The 20524-nt window shown below is 53.6% G+C and carries 20 protein-coding genes; 7 read left to right on the top strand and 13 right to left on the bottom strand.

Annotated features, from left to right (window positions below):
• The first annotated feature begins 52 nt into the window (after nt 1-52).
• The 6 genes from ACZ5WW_RS23475 to ACZ5WW_RS23450 are packed head-to-tail and all read left to right on the top strand — an operon-like array spanning nt 53 to nt 6620.
• Nucleotides 53-1162 carry a glycosyltransferase family 61 protein gene (locus tag ACZ5WW_RS23475; protein ID WP_377163502.1) on the top strand — a complete coding sequence of 370 codons (1110 nt, stop codon included), beginning with the start codon at nt 53-55 and terminating at the stop codon, nt 1160-1162.
• 45 nt (nt 1163-1207) lie between these two features.
• Nucleotides 1208-2203, top strand: a complete 996-nt coding sequence (rfaQ, locus tag ACZ5WW_RS23470) for a putative lipopolysaccharide heptosyltransferase III (RefSeq protein ID WP_377163500.1) — start codon at nt 1208-1210, stop codon at nt 2201-2203.
• Nucleotides 2200-3174: a glycosyltransferase family protein gene (locus tag ACZ5WW_RS23465; protein ID WP_377163498.1), complete on the top strand. Its 975-nt coding sequence runs from the start codon at nt 2200-2202 to the stop codon at nt 3172-3174. The genes rfaQ and ACZ5WW_RS23465 overlap by 4 nt, the downstream gene beginning before the upstream one ends.
• Nucleotides 3175-3210: 36 nt before the next feature.
• Nucleotides 3211-4362 carry a hypothetical protein gene (locus ACZ5WW_RS23460; protein WP_377163496.1) on the top strand — a complete coding sequence of 384 codons (1152 nt, stop codon included), beginning with the start codon at nt 3211-3213 and terminating at the stop codon, nt 4360-4362.
• 59 nt (nt 4363-4421) lie between these two features.
• A complete protein-coding gene (locus tag ACZ5WW_RS23455) occupies nt 4422-5651 on the top strand; it encodes a glycosyltransferase (protein WP_377163494.1) in 1230 nt (409 codons plus the stop codon).
• Nucleotides 5652-5684: 33 nt separating this feature from the next.
• A complete protein-coding gene (locus ACZ5WW_RS23450; protein ID WP_377163492.1) occupies nt 5685-6620 on the top strand; it encodes a hypothetical protein in 936 nt (311 codons plus the stop codon).
• Nucleotides 6621-6723: 103 nt separating this feature from the next.
• Here ACZ5WW_RS23450 and ACZ5WW_RS23445 read toward each other — a convergent pair whose 3' ends face one another.
• From ACZ5WW_RS23445 to ACZ5WW_RS23385, 13 genes are all read right to left on the bottom strand, one after another.
• On the bottom strand, nt 6724-7431 hold the full coding sequence (locus tag ACZ5WW_RS23445; protein WP_377163490.1) for a class I SAM-dependent methyltransferase: 708 nt from the start codon (nt 7429-7431) through the stop codon (nt 6724-6726).
• Between the two features lie 89 nt (nt 7432-7520).
• On the bottom strand, nt 7521-8645 hold the full coding sequence (locus ACZ5WW_RS23440; protein ID WP_377163488.1) for a DegT/DnrJ/EryC1/StrS family aminotransferase: 1125 nt from the start codon (nt 8643-8645) through the stop codon (nt 7521-7523).
• 25 nt (nt 8646-8670) lie between these two features.
• Nucleotides 8671-9639: a glycoside hydrolase family protein gene (locus tag ACZ5WW_RS23435; RefSeq protein ID WP_377163486.1), complete on the bottom strand. Its 969-nt coding sequence runs from the start codon at nt 9637-9639 to the stop codon at nt 8671-8673.
• An 88-nt stretch (nt 9640-9727) separates the two neighbouring features.
• Nucleotides 9728-10603 (bottom strand): formyl transferase, encoded by an 876-nt coding sequence (locus ACZ5WW_RS23430; RefSeq protein ID WP_377163484.1) that lies wholly within the window; start codon nt 10601-10603, stop codon nt 9728-9730.
• Between the two features lie 3 nt (nt 10604-10606).
• On the bottom strand, nt 10607-11287 hold the full coding sequence (locus ACZ5WW_RS23425) for an acetyltransferase (protein ID WP_377163482.1): 681 nt from the start codon (nt 11285-11287) through the stop codon (nt 10607-10609).
• The gene (locus ACZ5WW_RS23420) at nt 11284-12831 is read right to left on the bottom strand and encodes an amino acid adenylation domain-containing protein (protein WP_377163480.1); all 1548 of its coding nucleotides are present in this window, start codon (nt 12829-12831) and stop codon (nt 11284-11286) included. The genes ACZ5WW_RS23425 and ACZ5WW_RS23420 overlap by 4 nt, the downstream gene beginning before the upstream one ends.
• Nucleotides 12832-12843: 12 nt before the next feature.
• Nucleotides 12844-13596, bottom strand: a complete 753-nt coding sequence (locus tag ACZ5WW_RS23415) for an SDR family NAD(P)-dependent oxidoreductase (RefSeq protein WP_377163478.1) — start codon at nt 13594-13596, stop codon at nt 12844-12846.
• On the bottom strand, nt 13593-13820 hold the full coding sequence (locus ACZ5WW_RS23410) for an acyl carrier protein (protein ID WP_377163476.1): 228 nt from the start codon (nt 13818-13820) through the stop codon (nt 13593-13595). The genes ACZ5WW_RS23415 and ACZ5WW_RS23410 overlap by 4 nt, the downstream gene beginning before the upstream one ends.
• Complete coding sequence (locus ACZ5WW_RS23405; protein WP_377163474.1) at nt 13817-14545, bottom strand: WbqC family protein; 729 nt, start codon at nt 14543-14545, stop codon at nt 13817-13819. Before ACZ5WW_RS23405 ends, ACZ5WW_RS23410 begins: the two co-directional genes overlap by 4 nt.
• Before the next feature lie 13 nt (nt 14546-14558).
• The gene (rfbA, locus tag ACZ5WW_RS23400) at nt 14559-15428 is read right to left on the bottom strand and encodes a glucose-1-phosphate thymidylyltransferase RfbA (protein WP_377163472.1); all 870 of its coding nucleotides are present in this window, start codon (nt 15426-15428) and stop codon (nt 14559-14561) included.
• 7 nt (nt 15429-15435) lie between these two features.
• On the bottom strand, nt 15436-16512 hold the full coding sequence (gene rfbB / locus ACZ5WW_RS23395) for a dTDP-glucose 4,6-dehydratase (protein ID WP_377163470.1): 1077 nt from the start codon (nt 16510-16512) through the stop codon (nt 15436-15438).
• Nucleotides 16513-16549: 37 nt separating this feature from the next.
• Nucleotides 16550-17497, bottom strand: coding sequence for an NAD-dependent epimerase/dehydratase family protein (locus tag ACZ5WW_RS23390; RefSeq protein WP_377163468.1), 948 nt, complete (start codon nt 17495-17497; stop codon nt 16550-16552).
• Nucleotides 17494-18789 carry a nucleotide sugar dehydrogenase gene (locus ACZ5WW_RS23385; protein ID WP_377163466.1) on the bottom strand — a complete coding sequence of 432 codons (1296 nt, stop codon included), beginning with the start codon at nt 18787-18789 and terminating at the stop codon, nt 17494-17496. The genes ACZ5WW_RS23390 and ACZ5WW_RS23385 overlap by 4 nt, the downstream gene beginning before the upstream one ends.
• A 603-nt stretch (nt 18790-19392) precedes the next feature.
• On the opposite strand from ACZ5WW_RS23385, the gene ACZ5WW_RS23380 reads away from it, so the two are divergent.
• Nucleotides 19393-20523: a glycosyltransferase gene (locus ACZ5WW_RS23380; RefSeq protein ID WP_377163464.1), complete on the top strand. Its 1131-nt coding sequence runs from the start codon at nt 19393-19395 to the stop codon at nt 20521-20523.
• The last annotated feature ends 1 nt before the right edge of the window (nt 20524 follow it).

The following is a 20524-nucleotide window of genomic DNA, read 5'->3' as shown; positions in this document are numbered from 1 at the left end:
ACAGGCCGGGGAAAACAAGAGCTGCTTTCATTGCTGACACTTCATTCACATCATGAAATCCTTCCGTCGACGCATACATGACATTCATGCGAATCTACGGGCAGCAGTTCATTTGTATCCCAAAATCGAGTCAGACCCGGGCAGCGCAAAACAGGTCACCGTGATGCCTCTGATCGAGGCCGGTGAAGAATCGGTCTCCTGTGAACTGGAGGCACGTTTCAAAAAACAGACAGAAACCTCCACACTGATCCGGTGGCCTTCCGTCAACCTATACCGAGTCGAAAACGCCACCGTTGTGGGTGATCAGGCGAACGTGTTTCTGGCGAATGGGAAATGGCTGCGGGTCTGCCCAAGTTTAGGTACGCTCCCTCTGAAAAAAGTTCGACCGCCCATCTACCTCGGAGCCACCAAGCTGAACGCCCCAATGTTTCACCTCTCTGGCAGAGACCATGAGAATCACGGTCATTTTCTGTTTCAGCACATGCCACGTTGGCTGGCTGCACAAAAAAAAATGCAGGAAGCGAACCCTCATTTTAAAATTTTGGTGGCTAAAGGCCACCTCAGATGGCAGTCCCGCTATCTGACTAGGACCGGAGCCAGCGAAGAGCAAATTCTGGAATGCGGAGATGGCACATCCCGCTGCAAAGACCTCTATTACCTCCCACAACTCCGCGGGCAGGATGCTTGCATCTCACGCCCTCAGGATTACCGCTCCATGAACGAGTTCTTCCACCGTTCTCAGGCCAAGACGGAACGCGCGCTGTTTCTCTCCCGAAAAGACGCCCCCAACCGCTACCTGATCAATGAGGACGAAGCCATTGCTGAAATTGAAAAAGTATTTGGTTCCTGCCGCTCCATTCAGCTCTCAAAAACCCCTTTGGATCAACAGATCGATCTGATTTCATCAGCCTCGGTTGTCGTCGGTCCTCTAGGACAGGCACTGGCAACATCGCTCTTCGCCAGAGGCTCCATCTTCATCAATCTGGATGCCGGCCATGGTCCCGACTCTTGGGGCGACGCCTTCCGTGATGTGGCCACTATCTGCGGCAATCGGGCTCTTTCGCTGTACTCCAAAACACCACGGACAGCGGACGGCTCGTTCACCTTTCCGCCAGATGCTCTCCGCCAGATGCTTGAGCGTGTCAAAATGCTCATTCAGTAGTTTTTTCCGTCCCTCAGCATCGTTTTTTCCATCCATCATATTTTAATGCGCCTGCTTCTAGTTAAACTCCGCCACATCGGAGACTCCCTCTTGCTGACGCCCACGGTCAGGGCGGTGAAAGAAGCCTACCCTGAAGCACAGATCGATGTGCTGGTGCGGGCAGGAACGGAAGGCATCCTAAAAGGCTGCTCGGACATCCGGAAAATTTACATCACGGCTTCGCCAGAAAAAAGCAAACGGTCCGTCTGGAGCTTTGTGGATGCGATACGCCTGCAGGCAGAAGTTCGCAGCGAACGCTATGATGTGGCCGTCGATTTGGGCAACAATGACCGGGGAAGAACCATTGTCGGATTGAGCGGTGCCAAAATGCGCTGCGCCAATTCCTACCTGTACCCTATCAAGTGGCTGTGGAGACAGTTCCTGACCGACATAGGCTGCAGCGACTGGTCGGTCATCCACCGGGTGCAGGCTGATTTCCTGAATGTGAAAGACTTCATTGATCTGCCGCAGCAGGAACCTGGCCCTCTGATCTTTGAAAAAAGCTGCACCAGCCGACCGCCCATCTCGCTTGTCCCGGGTAAACCCCTGGTTGTTTTTCATCCGGTGACACGCTGGCAGCGCAAGCGCTGGACGGATGCGCATTGGATCAGCCTCGGGAAAGCTTTGATCGCCCAAAATTACCAGCTCATCATCAGTGTGGGTCCGGACCCTGAAGAGATCGCACAAGGCGAGCGGCTGACGCAGGGCATCGGGCCGGAGTGCCTCAGCACCGCTGGAAAACTGCACTGGCGGCACCTCGCATGGCTGCTCTACGAAGCCCGTGTATTTGTCGGAGTAGACACAGCCGCCATGCACCTGGCAGCAGCCACAGGCTGCCCCACGGTGGCGCTTTTTGGCCCGGACTCCAATGTCGGAAACTGGGGGCCCTGGAAAACGCCAAGTCAGGTGGTCCGTTTCAAATCGGACGAGATCTCCGCGCTGCACGAAGTCGAGAGCGCTGTCGCACGCTTTCTCGCGCTCCCCACTTCCGCAAGCGCATGAAAATTCTTGTCCTCCCCTTTGGTGACGCAACTTGCGCCAGCACCCACTACCGGGTGATCCAGTATCTGGAGATGCTGAAGGCGGATGACATCGGGTGCGACATCTCACCTCCTGGGTCCATGCCGGCACCAGCGACCATTGCGGGTTATGATGCCGTGCTTGTCCAAAAGAAACTGTTCTCCACCTCCCAGGTCCGGACACTCAGATCTCACGCAAAAAGACTCTTGTTCGACATCGATGATGCGACCTGGCACCCCCACGGGCGCAAGCATAGCTGGTTGACGCGCTGGCGGACTAACCGCCGGTTGCAGAGCATCGTGCGAGCAGCCGACATGTCTCTGGTGGCTAACCATTACATCGCCAGTCATCTCTCCGCACTCGGAGCCAAGACGCAGGTACTGCCCATGGCTTTGAAGCCGGAAGACTGGCCCCCGCCGGTCCCTAATACAGCCAGTCGCGTTCGCATTGGTTGGTCGGGTGCCCCGGTAAACTTGCGATACCTCGAATCTTTGGAAACGGTGCTTGCGCAGATCATGCGTGAGCATCCGACCGTAGAACTGGCGGTCTTTTGTGGCAAGCAGCCCCAGTTTTCAGCAGAGACGCCCTACATTCACCTGCCATGGCGACAGGGTGGCGAGGCGGCTGCGGTGAAGACCTTTCACATCGGCCTGCTCCCCCTGCCCACTGACGCTTTTTCCCAAGGCAAGTCGCCCATCAAGGCGCTGCAATACATGGCAGCAGGCATTCCCACGGTAGCAACCCCTCAAGCCGGTGCGCTGGAGCTCAGCCATGAATCCGATGCTATAATGTTCGCCAAGACTCCTGCCGAATGGCATGCGAGCCTGACGTCGCTGATTGCAGAAACCAAGAGGCGTGAAGAGCTGGGCGTCCAAGCAAGGGATGTTTTTGAGGCGCACTACTCCACAGCGATCACCTACCCGTTGTGGAAATCATATCTTGTGGGGAAATGACCAACGGCAGAGTTACTGCCGGCAAACTTCTTTAATATGAGTATCAGCATAGCAATCGTCAAAGAGGCCTGTTATCAGGACTTATGGGTCGGCACCCCTGACGAGGCGCCGGAAGCTCTTGCTGTGCATACCCATTTGAGGCTGGGCCCCCTGGCACTTCTTTCGAATTGGAAGGCCGATTTCCTTATCGTGAACTCGAATTACGAAAGCAAGTCCAACGCTTTCAGGACATCACAGGTCAAGCGTGCCACCCCTGCTTTTTGCCAGCAACTGGAGCGCCGTGAAGGAACCCCGGGAGAACATTCACAAACAACACGCATTCCATTGGAGTATGCCAGGGATCCAAAAACGGTCAATTGGAGCAAGTACAATGTGGTCATCTGCCTCAACATCGCCATTCCGTATAAAATCCGAATTGCCCACCCTGGCGTGACCTGGATTTGCATGCCCGGCGAAGGAACACTGCCATGCAGCGTTGATGGGTGGCACTATTTGATTTCGCACAATTGTCCAAATGGACCTTTGCCGCAGGGAAAAATCATCGACATGCCTTACACGCTGCTTGATCCTTTTTTCATTGAAAGCAAATTTGGCAAACACGAAAAGCGCTCAGGCATCTACCTCGAAGTCAATAGCTGCCATCCGACCAAGCGACATAACTGGAGGGAGAACATTCCAGGCCTGGATGCCTTGATTGAACGCACTGTTCAGAACGTGGTGTATCATCCCAATACAACCCAAGGTCACATCGATTCACTGGTGAAATCCAAGTATTTCGTGAAGCTTGGCGGCCGGGGAACGCGAGGCAATTCACTCATCGAAGCCATATCCGCAGGACTTGTTTGCTTCTTAAGCCCAACTGACTGCTTTGGCGGAGTGCCGATGCCCCCTTACTGTTATTATGAAAGCGAGTTGGAACTCGCTGAAAAAATCAATCAACTGGAGAATTCTAACTCGTTAAGACTGGAGGTAGTGCGCCACCAGAGAGAAAGATTGCAGGAAGTTCTGGACCTTAGTTACAGGCAGCTGGTTTACGCGTCCAAGCATTCCCCCCCCTTGGTAAAGCCAAACTCCTCGCTCCATTCAAACTTAATCCGCCGAGCCAGAAACCTCCTGGCCAAGGTGATGTATAAAGCAGGAACGCGCCCCAATGTCTTCCACTGCTCCGCGCCTTTTTTTGAATCCTAAACAGAGCATTTGAAAATCTGTTGCTCAATGCCCCCTGTCGAAAAACACCTGTACACAGCATGAAAAAACACAAAATCGTTTTGCTGTCAGACAACCTTCAGGGCGGAGCCGCCCTGGTGCCGAATTTGCTGGCGAATGATCTTTCGGCCCAGGAAGGCTATGAAGTGCACCGCTGGCATTTCACGCCACCTGCCACCCCTGCCTTTTTTCAGCCAAGCGTGCAGGAAAAAAGCTTGTACCGGAATCGCAAACGGCCTTTCGTAGAGCGTATCGTCAAAAACTTTTCGAAAAAAGTCGCTTCCGTGATGCGCCATAAACGCAACGAGCTCGCATTGCTGGAAGCAGTGAAACGTGAACGCCCGGACCTGATTCACGTTCACAACATCCACTCTGCAGACATTGACCATTCGACCCTGCAAAAACTTCCGGCAGACATTCCCATCGTATGGACACTGCATGATTTCTGGCCGCTTAAGGCCATAGCCTTTTCATGGAGTGAACGGGAGGACAAACAACTGCAGCGCTATAAAATCGGCACTTGGTCACGTGCAGCGCTGCTGCAGAAACGTGACGCCTTTTTCTCTCAGCGGAAAAATCTGACTCTAGTGGCCCCTTCGGCCTATGTGCAGAGGGTGGTCCGCCATTACGCGGCGCGCCATCAGGTCCCCTGCGCGGTGATTCCTTATGTGATCAACCGCGGCTTTTTCCGCCCGCAGGATCATGCGGCAGCAGCAGAAAAATGGGGCCTCACCTCAGACAAGACCTGGATCGGCATCGGATCGACCTGGAACAACAGCCGCAAGGGGATGGACGTCTTGTGGCGCGCGCTAGCACATGCAGACTGCCGCTCACTGGGTCTGCTGATATGGGGACATGAGTCCAACCAGCAACCGATCATCAAAGATCTGACCATACGCAACGCCGGATATGTGAGCGAAACCGACAGGGTCGCTTCGTTATATGCGGCAGTGGACGCTTTCATCTGTCCGACAAAAGCAGACACAGGCCCACTCACCGTCATGGAGTCCATGGCCGTGGGCACCCCGGTGCTGGCCAGTCGCGTGGGAGGAATTCCAGAGCGGATCTCCCACGGTGAGAGCGGCCTGCTATTCCCAAGCCAGGACCACCTGGCACTGGCCGCCCTTCTAGAAGACATCCAGAAAGACATCTGGCCACTGAAGGAACTGGGCGAAAGAGCGCGCAGTTTTGCACTGCAAAATTTTGAACCTCAGCGCCAAGTTCACCAGCACATGGACCTTTATCAAAGCGTTTTGCAACGCACTCCCTGACGGGCAACAAAAAACACAACAAGCCCCCCCCCCATGACATTAGCCCCTGTAGGAATTTGCACTTACACAAGGCTCGATCATCTGATGAAGACGGTCGACGCTTTGAAGGCCAACACGCTGGCCCATCAGACAGAGCTTCATATTTTCTCGGATGGTCCACGTGCGGGAGACGAAGCCAAGGTTCAGGAATTGCGCAACTACCTGACAACGATCACCGGTTTTAAGAAGGTGCATCTGCAACTTCAGCCTACCAACAACATGTTTGAAAACACCACCAATGCAAACATGCGGCTGAATGAAAACTATGGCAGATCTATTTTCATAGAAGATGACATTGTCACATCACCTTATTTTTTGGAATTCATGAACGAAAGCCTCGAAAAATATGAGTCCAATAAAAGAGTGATGTCGATAGGTGGCTACTGCCCCCCGGTCACATTTCCCAAAAACTATGCTTCCGATGTTTTCTTTTCTCAAATCTTTTGCCCTTGGGGATTGGGCATGTGGAAAGATCGCTTTGAGTTAGTCAATCATGCAAAGACCACCTGGAGCAGGAGAGTGGAGCCAGACATAGTCAACTCCCTCAAGTATCTGGGCAAAGATTTTGTCCGAAGATACAAAGCATTGTGCAAAGAAAGCGTTACAGAAGTTGAACTTGCGGCAAAATTTGATCTCCTGGCCACGGTTACGATGCTAAAGCATCAAATGTTTTCAGTTCAGCCACGGCAAACGATGATTGAAAACATTGGTTTTGATGGATCCGGACTTCATTGCCACAGCAGTGATGATAAATTTTTTCACAAAGCTAACGCCCAATTCCGACCCAAAAATTTCACAGATGATGTCTCTCCTGACCAGCGCGTCGCCCGGAACATGTACATGATATGGAGTTTTTCCAAAAAGCAGAACCTTGTTATGAAAAGCTTCTATTTGCTCATCAGATATTTAAATTACAGACTTCATCGTTAGTAAACCCGCAAGATTCTGACGCTTACCATCTACGCTAGACGTTGCTCCATCAGAGCACACCAGACGGGGCATGGAGCAATCTCAACACCTTCAACGAGTAAGATCACTTCTTTTTTGCCGTGACGATATAAAGGTTCTGCTGCAGGCCATAAAAGTTGTCAAAGGTGTAGCCAACTGATATGTCGCAATACCTGTCAGAGAGTTCCTCTATTATTTGATGCTCTGAACGAAATGCTTTAAATTTATACCCGTTACGAATCCCAAAAGGGTCGTTGGTTATTATCACATGCCCATCCTCAGTGGCTATGCTGTTGTTCAGAATGAAATTCGAAGGTATTGGCAAATCTGTGAAGGCAGGAAAGTTGGCAATGAAATAACCTCCCGGTTTCAGGACACGGGTTATCTCCTCCAGATTGTCATCAAACGTTCCATTTTTGTCGATGTAATAGCAGGAAGCGCACGCCAAAACATAGTCGAAAAACTCAGTTTCAAACGGGATGTTGGCATTGTTCCCAACCTTAAGCGTTGTCGGTATGCCAAGCTTGCTTGTGGCAGACGACACCATGTCCACAGTCTCCTGTGTAATCTCAACCCCATATATCTCCAGACCACAATTGTGCAGCAATGGCATGTTGCGCCCATCACCAAACCCTTGATCCAGTATTTTGCCACCTGCATATTTTGACCTGTCATATTTCAGGTTTGGGTAGTTGCCAAGCATCGTGCGGATCACCCATTCCGTGGGGTATAGATGGTGTGATTTGTTGCTCAGGTGGAAGTTGGAATAGGCTTGTTTTACGTCTTCTTTCATCTTGGCAATGTTTGTTTTGAATATAGTGGCAGGTCCCGCCCCATGCTGCAGTTATTAAGGCATAGATAGCGTGTTTTGCACTCCAAGCATTAGCATATCATGCTGCGAATCAGCCTGCAGATGCCAACGATATCGTCTTCGTCCACGGCGCTGCCCGTCGGCAGGCAAAAAAGCTTTTGGGTCAATGCTTCGGTATGCGGCAGTCTCTTGCCGGCTTCGGGATACAGGGTCAAATAGGGTTCCATCCGGTGGCAGCCCGGGAAGAAATAGCGGCGGGCAAAAATTTGATGCTCGTGAAGCTTCGACACCAGCTCATCACGGGTTATACCCGCTGCTAAAGCATCCATTTCGACGACCACGTACTGGCAATTGCACTGTTCGCTGCTGTCATAAGATATCAGTTTGAGGCCCGGAACGCCTTCCAACCCCTGGCCGTAGTGCAGCAGATTGCGCTTATTGATTGAAATGAACTCAGCCATGGCTTCCAGGTTTGTAATCCCCATGGCAGCGGAGATTTCATTCATCTTCCCATTTGTTCCGATGGATTCCACCCGATCATAGTACGTGAAGCCAAAGTTCTTCATATGCCGTATTTTTAAGGCCAAGTCGTCATCGTTGGTGGTAATGGCGCCTCCTTCAAGGGTGTTGATAAACTTGGTGGCGTGAAAGCTGAAAACCTCCGCGTTCCCGAAGCCGCCAATCATGCGGCCTTCGTGAGAACAGCCAAACGCATGGGCGGCATCAAAAAGCAGTTTCAGTCCATGCCGGTCGGCGATCCCCTTCAGCGCCTGCACATCACAGCCCCTGCCCCACAGGTGCACCCCCAAAATTGCGGTAGTCCGGGGCGTGATCAGAGCCTCCACTTTCTTCGGATCAATATTGTGAGTAATAGGGTCCACATCACAAAAAACCGGTGTGATTTGCTGCCATTGCAGTGCATGCGCGGTCGCAATAAACGTGAATGACGGGATGATAACCTCACCGGAGAGTTCCATGGCACGAATGGCAATCTCCAGCCCGACGGTGGCATTGCATACAGCTATGCAATGCTTCACATCGAGAAGAGCCGCCAGACGGGCTTCAAACTTCTGAACATATTGGCCGTTATTGGACAGCCAGCGACGATCAATAATATCATTGATCCGCCGCATTAAACTATCGCGATCCCCGATATTTGGGCGGCCAACGTGGAAAATTTCACGGTCAGTTTGCATAAATTCACATTAAGCGGTCATTTTTCTACTCTAGTGCGGCAAGCACTTCTGAAATTTCAATAGACGCAACCCCCAAGCCGCCTTCTCCGAAGCCGTCTCCGCAGTAATACATGATCAATTTTTTTTCCTCTTCATCTATGAAAACCACCGGATAGCAAGCCATGCCGGAATCCCAGCCGCTTCCGCTTCCCTTCAAGCCAAACATGCTGTCATTTCTGGACCATTGAATGCCATCGTGAGAATAGGCAAAGCCCGTTTGGTAGCCTTTGTTGCCTGAGCGAAAATCCGTGGCCTGCCGGTAGGAAAACCACATCAGATAATACGGCCCCAGCTTAATGACACGAGGCGTCGCAAGAGCCTCCTCATTCCCGGGCGCGACACACACAGTTCCAGACTCAGTCCATATCAGTCCATCATCTGAAAAGCAGGTTCTGATGTCATAGGTGGGAGCATACTGCTCACCTTGCAGCCTCCAATCGTTAAAACAAGTGTACCACATGCGCCAGCCTGTCCCTTGCTTGCTGACCGACAAATTACCGACTCCAAGCGGATTGAAGCGATTTACGCCAAACACTGGTCCCTCTGAAATTTTATCGAACCTTGTTCCATCTTTCGATTCCGCCACGCCTATGTTAATAATATAAGGAGCGTTGATGGATCTTTGCCAGCCCATGTAATACAGGCGGAATAGATCGGGATGCACCTGCACAACGTCGGCCGGCATCTGACCGAACTCATCAAAGGTCCCTACCCTGCCCAAGGGAAGCAGTACAGATGCCCCCAGTTGAAGCAGCTTTGCAGGAGACTTGACATCGAAGTCGGCATAATTGATCCGGCTGGTGTAGTTGCCCTTGGCATCTTTTTTGGACCGTGTTCCAAAAAAGATCCGATAGTGGCTGCCCAGTTTACAGCCGGCAATGGGACCTGTATGAGAATTCATCCATTCAAACTGCCCGTCGGCTTTGAGTGCCAAACCTTCTCTTTTCCAACTCATAGGATATCTTTAGTAAAAAAATTGTTCTACCAGGAAAGCACTCAGGCAATCTGTTGGAGTCATTCGTTTGCCAGTCTTTGTATTGATATCAATTGGTGTGCATACGCCCGCGCAAAGGTCCGACCGGAGTCGGCGTAACGCCGGACAGTTTCACAAGCATTTTATTTTTTGCTAGCAGCAGGCAGTCTTCATAGGATTCAATCACCTGCCAGCACTCTGCCGAGGAAGCGAGGTCGTAACCTATTTCATGGCTGATGACAGAAGCATCGAAAGCTCGGTATTTTTGTTCGCCAAGAGCAAACTGGAAGCCCCTCCTAGGAGTGTTAAAAGCCCTGACACGCCGCACCAATTGTTCGGCATCGTCAGATTCATGAAACACATCGTCGCCTGCCGCGCACGTATAGTATACTTGCTTTATTTCTGACCTGCCAGCTACGGATTGAGGCACGAACTTCAGCTTCCAAGCCTCTTCAAAAACATCCGGCTCCAGCTTAAAGCACAGCTTGTAAAGCAGCTTGGAATCGAGGCCGTCAAAATATGGAATCTTGCGCTGAGCAACAATGGCACCCGTATCTATGCCATCATCCATCAGGTGGCAGGTGACACCGGAGTCTCGACCAAACAAAACGGCCCCTGGAATCGGATCAGCACCTCGCAGATCAGGCAGGAAGGACGGGTGAATGTTCACGAATTTGGCGTCCGGATGAATTCCTCGCAGCTGCGTGACAGGCAGAATATAGCGAAAGCCGGTGGAAACAAAGACATCAAACTTTTCCGCGACAAGAAAGTCTGTTGCCTGCTTTTTCGAAGCGACCGGGGTAAACGGCAGCCCCAGCTCAGGCATCTCGCGCTCCAGCCACGAGCCGACCGTTGGCAGCACATGCTTCACATCCAGCCCGAGCGAGATCATTCTGCGCAGAACCGTGCTGCGATTACCGGCATAAATGTATTTCTCGCCATTCATTGGTCACAGGTCCGCAAAGCGCGACATGCGCATGAACTGCTGGCTGCTCAGGCGAAAGGGCTTGGTGCTTGCGCTCACGAAGACCTGATCATCTTCCGTGCACTGGGTCACAAGGGCATTGGCGCCGATGAAGCAGCGCTGACCGATTTTCACACCGTGGCCGATGGTGCTGTTCACGGCAAGGAATGTATTGGCTCCGACCGTCACTACCCCAGATACATTGGCAGATGAGGTGAGCCAGACATTGTCTCCAATGGTGCTGTGGTGGCCGATCATCGCTCCGCTCCAGACGAAGACATTGCTGCCGAGCTTCACGCAGGGATGGATCATGACATGGTTCATGATGAAGCAGTTGTCTCCATGCACCAAATCTTTCGGCACGCCGGACTGGGGGTGCACGTAGGAGGCCAGCGTGTAGCCGAGCGCACGCGCCGCGGCACATTTGCCGGCACGCAATTCGTTCATGTCCTGATAGCCCAGAGCCACGAAGACTTCATATTGATCGGGAGGATAAGTTGCGGCCAGTTCTTCAAACGCCACCACGGGAAGCCCCTGCCACTCCGCCCCCGGCATGTAGGCCCTGTCCACCGTGCAGGCGGCCACTGTGCGGTCGCTTTCATTGCGCAGGAAGTACAGCATGATCTCGGCGATCTTGCCGGTGCCAAAAAGAATGATCGGTTTCATGATGGGGATGAAGCGAGGGCCAGGAGGGCGACACGGTCTATCTTACCGTTGGCATTCTTTGGCAAGGTGTCCAGCACAGTGATGCGGCGCGGCACCATGTAAGGGGGCACGATAGCGGCGACCTGGCGCACCAGCTCCTCCGAAGCGACCTGATCCGGCATGGCGGCGTAGCCAAGGATCTGCCCCATGCCATCTCCCAGGCGCTGATAGATGACCGCGCACTCTTTCACACCCGACAAGGTGCCCAGAGCCGCTTCGATCTCCTCGAGTTCGATGCGATAGCCCATGTGCTTGATCTGGAAGTCGGCACGCCCCTTGAAATGAAGCCAGCCACGCTCGTCCCGCCGAACGAGGTCTCCGGTGCGATAGCCGACGTCTGAGTAGTCTTGATGCCGGGGATTTTGAACAAAGGCACGGGCAGTGCGCTCTGGGTCGCGGTAATAGCCCAAACCCACCTGCGGCCCCCGGAGGAACAGTTCGCCAAAATCAGGGTCTGACTCATCCAGCGGAAGAATTTCATGATCAAAATTCTGTGCCAGCGGGCCTAGCGTAGCGAGGTTTTGCATGTCCTCGAAATCTCCGTCCGTAATGGTATGAGCGGAGCAGATGCAGGTGCATTCCGTGGGGCCGTATACGTTCTCCAAGTCGCACCTATGCCCCAGGAGCGTGTGGAGCTGCTTGAGCTTGGGCTTGGGAAAGCCTTCTCCACCGAAGATGATCTTCCGGATGCTGGGGAAGTCAGTCGCCCCCAGTGCACGCGTCGTCAGCAGGTAGACCAAGAGCGAAGGCACAGAAAACCAAACAGTACAGTTCGCCGTGTTGATGAGCCTGACCAGAAGTCGGGCATCTCGCGCCTGTGAATTGGTGATGGGCGCGAGCGTGGCCCCGGAAAAAATCGCCGTGTAAAAGTCGAAGACGGAATTGTCGAAATAGATGGGATTGGCGTTCGTGAGAACATCCTCGGGCGTGATGCCAAAGCGGTCTCTCCCCCATGCGATAAACCACAGCAGATTGGCATGGGACATCACTGCGCCTTTAGGCATGCCTGTAGAGCCGGAGGTGAACATGATGTATGCCGGCGTCGCGCCACTGATGCCTTTCATGTCTGGCAGAGGCTGCTCGGCAACCTTTGATGGTACAAGCTCCCGCAGATTCAAAGTTTCAGTGTGCCCAGCAGCAGTGAGGTCTGCCCCGTGGGGCAAATCTTCGAATGCATTCACAATCAGACGTGGCTGGCAGCTGCCCAAAATTTTGCGAAGCCGCTCCCAGGGGCTGTCTGCATCCAGGTTCGTGTAGATGATTCCCAGCCTGAGACAGGCCAGCATTGCCGCATAGGCGGCAGGGCTCTTGTCATGAAAAAACGCCACCACATCCCCCTGTCGCAGCCCGCGCATGTGCAGCTCCTGAGCGATGGATTCCGCCAGCTTATATAGCTCACTGTACGTCACCTTTTCACCGGAGGCCGGATAGCTCAGGGCTGTGCGCCCGGCATGGGAGCGAATGACCTCGGCAAAAGCGATGGGGAGATTCGAAATGAAAGCCATTCGGTGCAAATTTTAAAGGACCAGCCCACCGTCCACATCCAGAACCATCCCATTGAGGTAATCGTTCTCCAGAATGTGCCGGGCGCTCAAATAGATATGCTCCACACTGCCCAGCCTGCGCAGCGGGATCTGCTGCTGAAGTCGGGTGATGATAGACTCGCTCAGAGCTGCGCGAGTCGAGGGAGTATCCAGAAATCCAGGAGCAATGGCTGCGAAGCGGAATCCGAGCGGCCCGAGTTCCTTGGCCCAGGTGTGCGTCAGCGCATTCACGCCAGCTTTTGCGGCCGAGTAGGCGGACTGGCCAGGGTTTCCATGCGCAGAAATAGAGCTAATCGATACTACCACCCCTCTTTTCCGGCGAGCCATCCAGAGATCCACTGCACGACTCGTCACATAAAAAACGGAATCAAGATCCGCCGCCATGACACGCCGCCAGGCTTCACGAGAATGGACTCGTTCATTGCGGGAAAGCATGTTCACCAGTGGCTCGCTGTGGATGATGCCAGCATTGTTGACCAGGAGATCCGGAATATGGCCCTCTTCAAAGATGGACCGCATAGTGGTGTCCACGGCATCAGGATCTGTGAGGTCACAGGCCCAGGCTTGGATCTGCCCCCCGCTGGCCTCACGCAGTTCGGCACAGGAGACATCATCACGGTCGATCACCCCCACCCGGGCACCATCCGCGACAAAACGCTCAGCCAAATGACGACCGATGCCGCGAGCACCACCGGTGATCAAAACCACGCTATCTTTGACGATCATACAGCGACGGCGTGGGCTTGAAGAGCGCGGCGTGCATCCCCCACACTTTTCATGTCGGCAATTTCGTCCCCGGTCAGTTGGACGGAGAATACTTCCTCGATGCGGGTGATGAGCAGCATGTGAGTCATGGAATCCCAGGTATTGATCTGGCGAAGCTCAAGAGTGTCCGTAACAGTGCTTTCAGGAATGGCGAACACCTCAGTGAATATTTTTTCAAGAGTCATGATAAAGAAGAAGTAGGGCAGGCGGTTTCCACATGGAAAGTGCTCACGGCCTGCCGCAGCGACTGTTGGGAGTTGTACATCATCAAATCAAGGATAGAAAGCACCGGCCCATCCTCTCCGGCTGAGACAAGCTGCAAATTTTGCAGCTCGGGCTTCAGAAACTGAAGCTGCACACCGGATGATGAAAATACCGAGGCGTCATAGAGCTCCCGTCCCCCCGGCGGATTTACATACATATCCGCGCCTTCGCGCAGGCATATGTCGAGAATACGGTGCTGCCCCCGCAGTTCCCCTTTGGGGTAAATGCTCGATGAAGGCACCATCTGCGTATCGAGCCCCAGCCATGCCGCAATATCCTGCAGATTACGGCTCAGATACTGGGCCAAGTTTCCAGAAGCGGAAGAAAGCCAGGACTGAAACAACGGAAAAATGTCGGCAAAGAAAGGGGCTTTGGAATAGGTGATGGAAATGGTGCGCTCAAGTGAACGCTTCCATCCGTCATCCGTCTTGATATCAATCTCACAGATCAGACGGTTCTGGCTGGCACCGATCAGCGGCAAAGTAAACCAGGCAGGCCCCTGAGGCGTGCGAAGCCGGTTCCGGTTGATCCAGCCACGATTGATGTAATTGACGTCATCCAGAAAAACAAACCTGTCCGCCGCCTTCATCAGCTGAAAATAACCGATGTAAGGCAGAAAGTAAGGCTGCATGATGGCGAGACGCATTTCAGAGTCGTTTCTATGGGCTGGTTGTCAGCTTGAGCAAATACTGGGCGTAGGCATTCCCACCCATTTCAGCGGCGGCAGCGTGCAGCTCGGCCCTGCCAATCCAACCCGCTTGAAATGCTATTTCCTCCAAGCAGGCCACCAAATAGCCCTGATGCTCCTGGATCGTCCGGATGAACTGCGAAGCTTCAAGCAGTGACTCGAAGGTGCCGGTGTCCAGCCAGGTATGCCCACGACCAAGCTGCTCCACATGCAACAGCCCCCTCGAGAGGTATTCCTGGTTGACTGAGGTGATCTCAAGCTCCCCTCGGGCTGAAGGCCTGACCCCTTTTGCAATCGAAACCACACTGCTGTCGTAAAAATACAGTCCGGTGACGGCAAAGTTGGACTTGGGATGGGCGGGTTTTTCCTCGATTGATTTGGCACGCCCGCTGGCATCAATCTCCACGACGCCGAAACGCTCAGGGTCGTGCACCTGATAGCCGAAAACGGTCGCTCCTGTCTTGCGTGCGGCAGCGGCCTGAAGCTTGGGAGAAAAACCCTGCCCATAGAAGAGATTGTCTCCCAGCACGAGCGCGACACCGTCTCCGGCGATGAATTCTTCTCCGATGAGGAAGGCTTGAGCCAGCCCTTCGGGACGAGGCTGCTCAGCAAAGCTAAGCCGAATGCCAAAACGAGAACCGTCCCCTAACAAACGCCGGTAAAGGGGCAGATCTTCAGGTGTGGAAATCACCAGAATCTCGCGAATTCCAGCAAGCATGAGCACTGACAGCGGATAGTAGATCATCGGCTTGTCATAGACAGGCAGCAGCTGCTTGCTGACAGCCTGGCTCACAGGGCGTAGTCGAGATCCGGAACCACCGGCGAGTAGGATGCCTTTCATGGGTCGTTTAGTTGGCTTGGTTTACCTCAGCTTTTCCAGCCGTGCCGATTCTTTGCAATGAATGCTGACCTCCGAGAATGGCTTCCCACCAAGACCGGTGGGTCAAATACCACTGCACAGTCTCACGAAATCCCTGCTCTTTGGACTCGAGCGGCCGCCAGCCGAGTTCCGAACGGATTTTGGAAGAGTCTATGGCATACCGCAGATCATGACCCGGACGGTCTGTGACAAAGGTAATGAGATCTTCACTCGGAGATGGCGGAGCAAGGGTCTCGTCCACCAGCCTGCATAGCAGACGCACAAGATCCAGATTGCTCCATTCATTGTTGCCGCCAATGTTGTAAGTCTCCCCCGCCCTGCCCTTTTCAAGAACCAGGCGAAGAGCACGGCAATGATCTGAAACAGCCAGCCAGTCGCGGATGTTTTCACCGCGTCCGTAGACCGGAATAGGCTCCCGGCGGAGACACTTGAGAATCACGACGGGGATCAGCTTCTCCGGAAACTGAAACCTGCCATAGTTGTTCGAGCAATTCGTGATCAACACAGGGAGGCCAAAAGTATCATTCCATGCCCTGGCAAGATGATCCGAAGCGGCCTTGGTGGCACTGTAGGGCGAATGCGGCTTGTACGGACTGGTCTCTGTAAACCCTGGATCATCGGCATTAAGCGAGCCGTAAACCTCGTCAGTAGAAACGTGGAGAAAGCGAAATGCCCGCGCCTGCTCGCCCTTCATCGCCTGCCACCAATGCAAGGCCGCTTGAAGAAGGTTGTAGGTACCAATCACGTTGGTCTGAATGAACTGCTGAGGACCATCAATCGAACGATCCACATGGCTTTCAGCAGCCAGATGCATGACTGATCCGATTTCAAACTGCTTGAAAATCTCCCCCACAGCCTCGGCGTTGTTGATATCCGCCTGAATAAAATGATGCCGGGGGTGATTCAGCACACCCTCAAGGGAACTGAGGTTTCCGGCGTAGGTCAGCTTATCAACATTGATGATCTCATGATCAGTCTCCTCGATCAGCTGACGCACCAAATTGGAGCCGATAAAGCCAGCCCCTCCTGTAACTAAGATGGTCATTTGCTCATACGAGTTGCGCCAGATTGTGCCAGCAGGTTCATGCGCTTGTCGCTTGATAAAACTCCAAAGTGCGGCGCAATCCCTCTTCCCAGCCGACTTTGACGTCGTAATTCAGGCCGGCGCGGGCGGCGCTGATGTCCGCCAGGGAATGAAGCACATCACCTGCACGTGCAGGCTCAAACCGCGGCTGGAGCTGCTGGCCCGTGAGCTTGTTAATATCGTTGACAAGCCTGATCAAGTCTATGGAATGACCGGCAGCCACATTGAAGACCTTGCCTGCTGCCCGGTCTGCAGGCGCCTCAGCAGCCAGCAGGTTTGCGGCAACCGCATTGTCAACAAAGGTAAAGTCACGCGCCTGGCTTCCATCCCCAAAGATGACCGGCGGCTTGCCTTCCAGCATGAATGTGCAGAACTTGGCGATCACACCAGAATATGGCGAATCAAAAGCCTGGCGGGGACCAAAGATATTGAAATAGCGGAGTGCCACGGTCTCAAAACCATAGAGCTGGTGGAAGAGCTGGCAGTAACGCTCCCCGCCATACTTTTGCAGCGCGTAGGGTGAAAGCGGCTGCACTGGCAGTCCCTCATATTTTGCAGGAGCATCTGCATTCCCGTAGATAGATGACGAGGACGCAAACATCAGTCGCTTTACTCCGGCATCACGTGAGGCGAGCAGCACATTCAACGTTCCGTCGAGGTTCTGCGAATTGCTCTCAAGCGGTTCGGCGACGGAGCGCGGCACTGAAGGCAACGCGCCCTGATGGAAAACCCAATCAACTCCAGGCATCAGTTTTGCCAGCAGGTCGCGGTCGCGGATGTCTCCCTCGACGAGATCGACTTTGTCCCCGGGCTTTTTCCAGCTCAGATTGTTAGGATTCCCCAGCGAGAGATTGTCCAGCACAATGACCTCTGCCCCTTTGCGGCAAAGCGCCTCCGTGATATGAGAACCAATAAAACCTGCACCACCAGTAACGAGAGCTTTCATGCTTTGAAATAATTTGGCCTTCCTTTCATCAGTGTGCTGAGCGCATTGCGCGAATCAACCACCAGACGTGCGTGCTCCGCGATGAGGGCGGTATTCACCACTTTGTGGTTTGTGGCCACAAGAACCAAGTCGTAGTCAGCAAGCGTGCCAGCATCCAGTTCGACACTTCTGCGGCCAGCGAAATGCGCATGTTCGCGGGAAGGGCGGATCACTGGCACATGCGGATCGTGGTAGTCCACTTCTGCTCCCTGCTGCTCAAGCATGTCCCAGAGCACATAGGCAGGGCTTTCGCGATCATCATCCACATTCGACTTGTAGGCGATGCCTATCATGAGAATCCGACTGTCACGGATGGTCAGGTGCAGCGAGGACAAAGCCTCCCCCACTCGCTGAATAACGTAAGCGGGCATGGCGGTATTGACTTCGCCAGCAAGCTCGATGAAACGCGTCTCCTGCCCGTATTCACGAGCTTTCCAAGTGAGGTAAAAGGGATCGATCGGAATGCAGTGCCCGCCAAGACCGGGGCCAGGGTAAAAGGGCATAAAGCCAAAAGGCTTGGTCTTTGCAGCATCAATCACATCCCAGACGTCGATGCCCATCGCTGCATAGACCACTTTGAGCTCGTTGACCATGGCGATGTTTACCGCGCGGAAAATGTTTTCGGTCAGTTTGACCGCCTCAGCCACCCGGCATGACTCCACCGGCACCAGAGTCTTGATGGCCCTGCCATACACACTTAAGGCGTGTTTTTGGCAGTCCTCAGTGTAGCCACCGACGATTTTAGGAATGACTGCCACATCACTTTGTGGATTGCCCGGGTCTTCACGCTCTGGAGAAAATGCCAGATGAAAATCCACACCCGCTTTCAGATTGGAGCCTTCTTCCAGCACTCTGCGCAGCTCGGTATCTGTCGTTCCTGGATACGTGGTAGACTCCAGCACCACGAGCTGTCCCGGCTGGAGATGAGGCGCGATGGCGCGGCCGGTGTTCAGCACATAAGTCAGGTCAGGTTCCCGGTGTTTCGCCAGCGGCGTGGGCACACAGATGATTACCGCCTCACATTCGCGCACACGGGCAAAATCTGTGGTGGCTGAAAAACGCCCCGCATCGCGCTGGCAGCGTATGGAATCAGCAGAAATGTGCAGGATGTAGCTCTCCCCAGCTTGCAGAGAATTGATTTTGTCGGGATCAATGTCGAATCCCAGCACAGTACTCCCCGTCCGGGCAAACTGGAGACTCAAGGGCAGGCCGACATAGCCTAAACCGATGATACCGATGGTGGATGACGTCATGTAAAAAGACAGAAGTGTGAAAATTGGATATGAAGGCAAGGCGGAAGGCATGCGAGAACTTTTTTTCAAAAAGGAAGGCCTTTGAGCCTTTTGGAGCCCCCAGCGCCACACTTGGCGACACCACAAACCTTAACATCAATCAAAAAAAATCTAAAATCATCAAATCAAAAACCACCTAAAACCACACCTATATTAAATTTTAATCATTGAATTTGAACGAAGTAAATAAAGACTTGGAAACAAACCAGAAATTTGGCTCAAGTCACGCCTGATGGCCACTCTTTGGCCTAGGGGTGAGAGGGTAGGCCCTCCCAACCAAGCAGCGGAAATCCAGCTTTTTTCCACGCGCCCACAGACCACTTGATCCCGGATGAATGATTCACATTTCAGACATGAGGAGGCCCTGTTCATCCATCCCATCACTCATGCGCAAACTGGTTTCACACTCTCAAAAATGGAGCAGACGCTCCCTCTCTGACCGCGTGCATGGTTCTGGTTCATGAACAAACCGCTGGCATGGCACAGGACAGTTGCCTTCTGAGACTTCGCGCCAAAAAAGGTGTTGGCTTCACGCCCCCACGGTAATAGAGCAGAGAGGAGTACATGGCTGATTCAATCCCCCCCCGACGCACATGGCGTATCGCCCATTCCGAAGCATCCCTTGGCTGGGGAGGACAGGAACACCGCATTCTGGCAGAAATAAGCGGCTTCAGGAAACGCGGCAGCGCTGTCTGGCTCATCGCACCGGCAAACAGTGAGATTTATCGGCGCGCCAGCCAGGCCGACATCCCTTTGCTCGCCCAGCGCTTCGATCAGCGTCACCTGCTGCCTTTTCACATCCTTCGGGTTGCGTGGTGGCTGCACCGCCACCGCATCGAGATAGTAAATCCTCACAGCTCACGAGATGGGTGGCTGCTCACCATTGCAGCACGCATCGCACGAGTGCCTCTGATTATCCGCAGCCGACACTTCGATGTTCCCATCCCTAACAAAGCCCTCAGCCAGCTGATGTACAAGGACTGGAGTCACCACATCATCACGACCAGTCCAAAAATCACCGCTTCGCTGCTCTCCACCTTCAAGCTCAATCCAAACGAAATCACCACGCTGCCGACCGGCGTTGACCTGGATCGTTTCCGCCCAGAGGGCCCCAAGGCTGATTTTTCTGCCTACTCGCTGCCACCTCAGACACCACTCGTTGGCATGATCACGGTGATCCGCGCGGCAAAAGGCATTCAGGTCCTGGCCGAGGCCGTTCGTCTGCTCAAAATAAATCACGGCATTCGCGTCCATTGCATCATCGCGGGAGAGGGGCCGGCGCTCGATTACATCAAGTCTGAGATTTCACGGTTTGCCGTTGAAGATCATTTCACTCTGCTAGGCCACCGGGAGGATGTGCCGGAAATCATGCGTGCCTTGGACATCGTGGCAATCCCCTCCTTTCATGAGGCCATACCTCAGTCAGGCCTGCAGGCCCTGGCCACAGGCATCCCGGTCGTTGCCAGTGACGTCGGAGGAATACCCAGCATCATCAGGAATGGTGAAACAGGCCGCCTCGCACCTCCTGAAAATGCCGTCGCTCTGGCGGCTGCCATTCGCGAAACCTTGGAGCAAAAAGCCCAGACACAAGCCATGCGGCAGGCGGGGCTTCAGCTTGTCCGTTCTCAGCACAGCCTTGAGGCCATGCTTGACCGGCTCGAGGCCGTTTACTGCCAGCATTTGGGCGGTTGTTGAG

The organism is Prosthecobacter fluviatilis (assembly GCF_055388355.1).
Note: the sequence above shows the minus strand (reverse complement) of the source record. Positions and strands in the feature narration are given on the sequence as shown.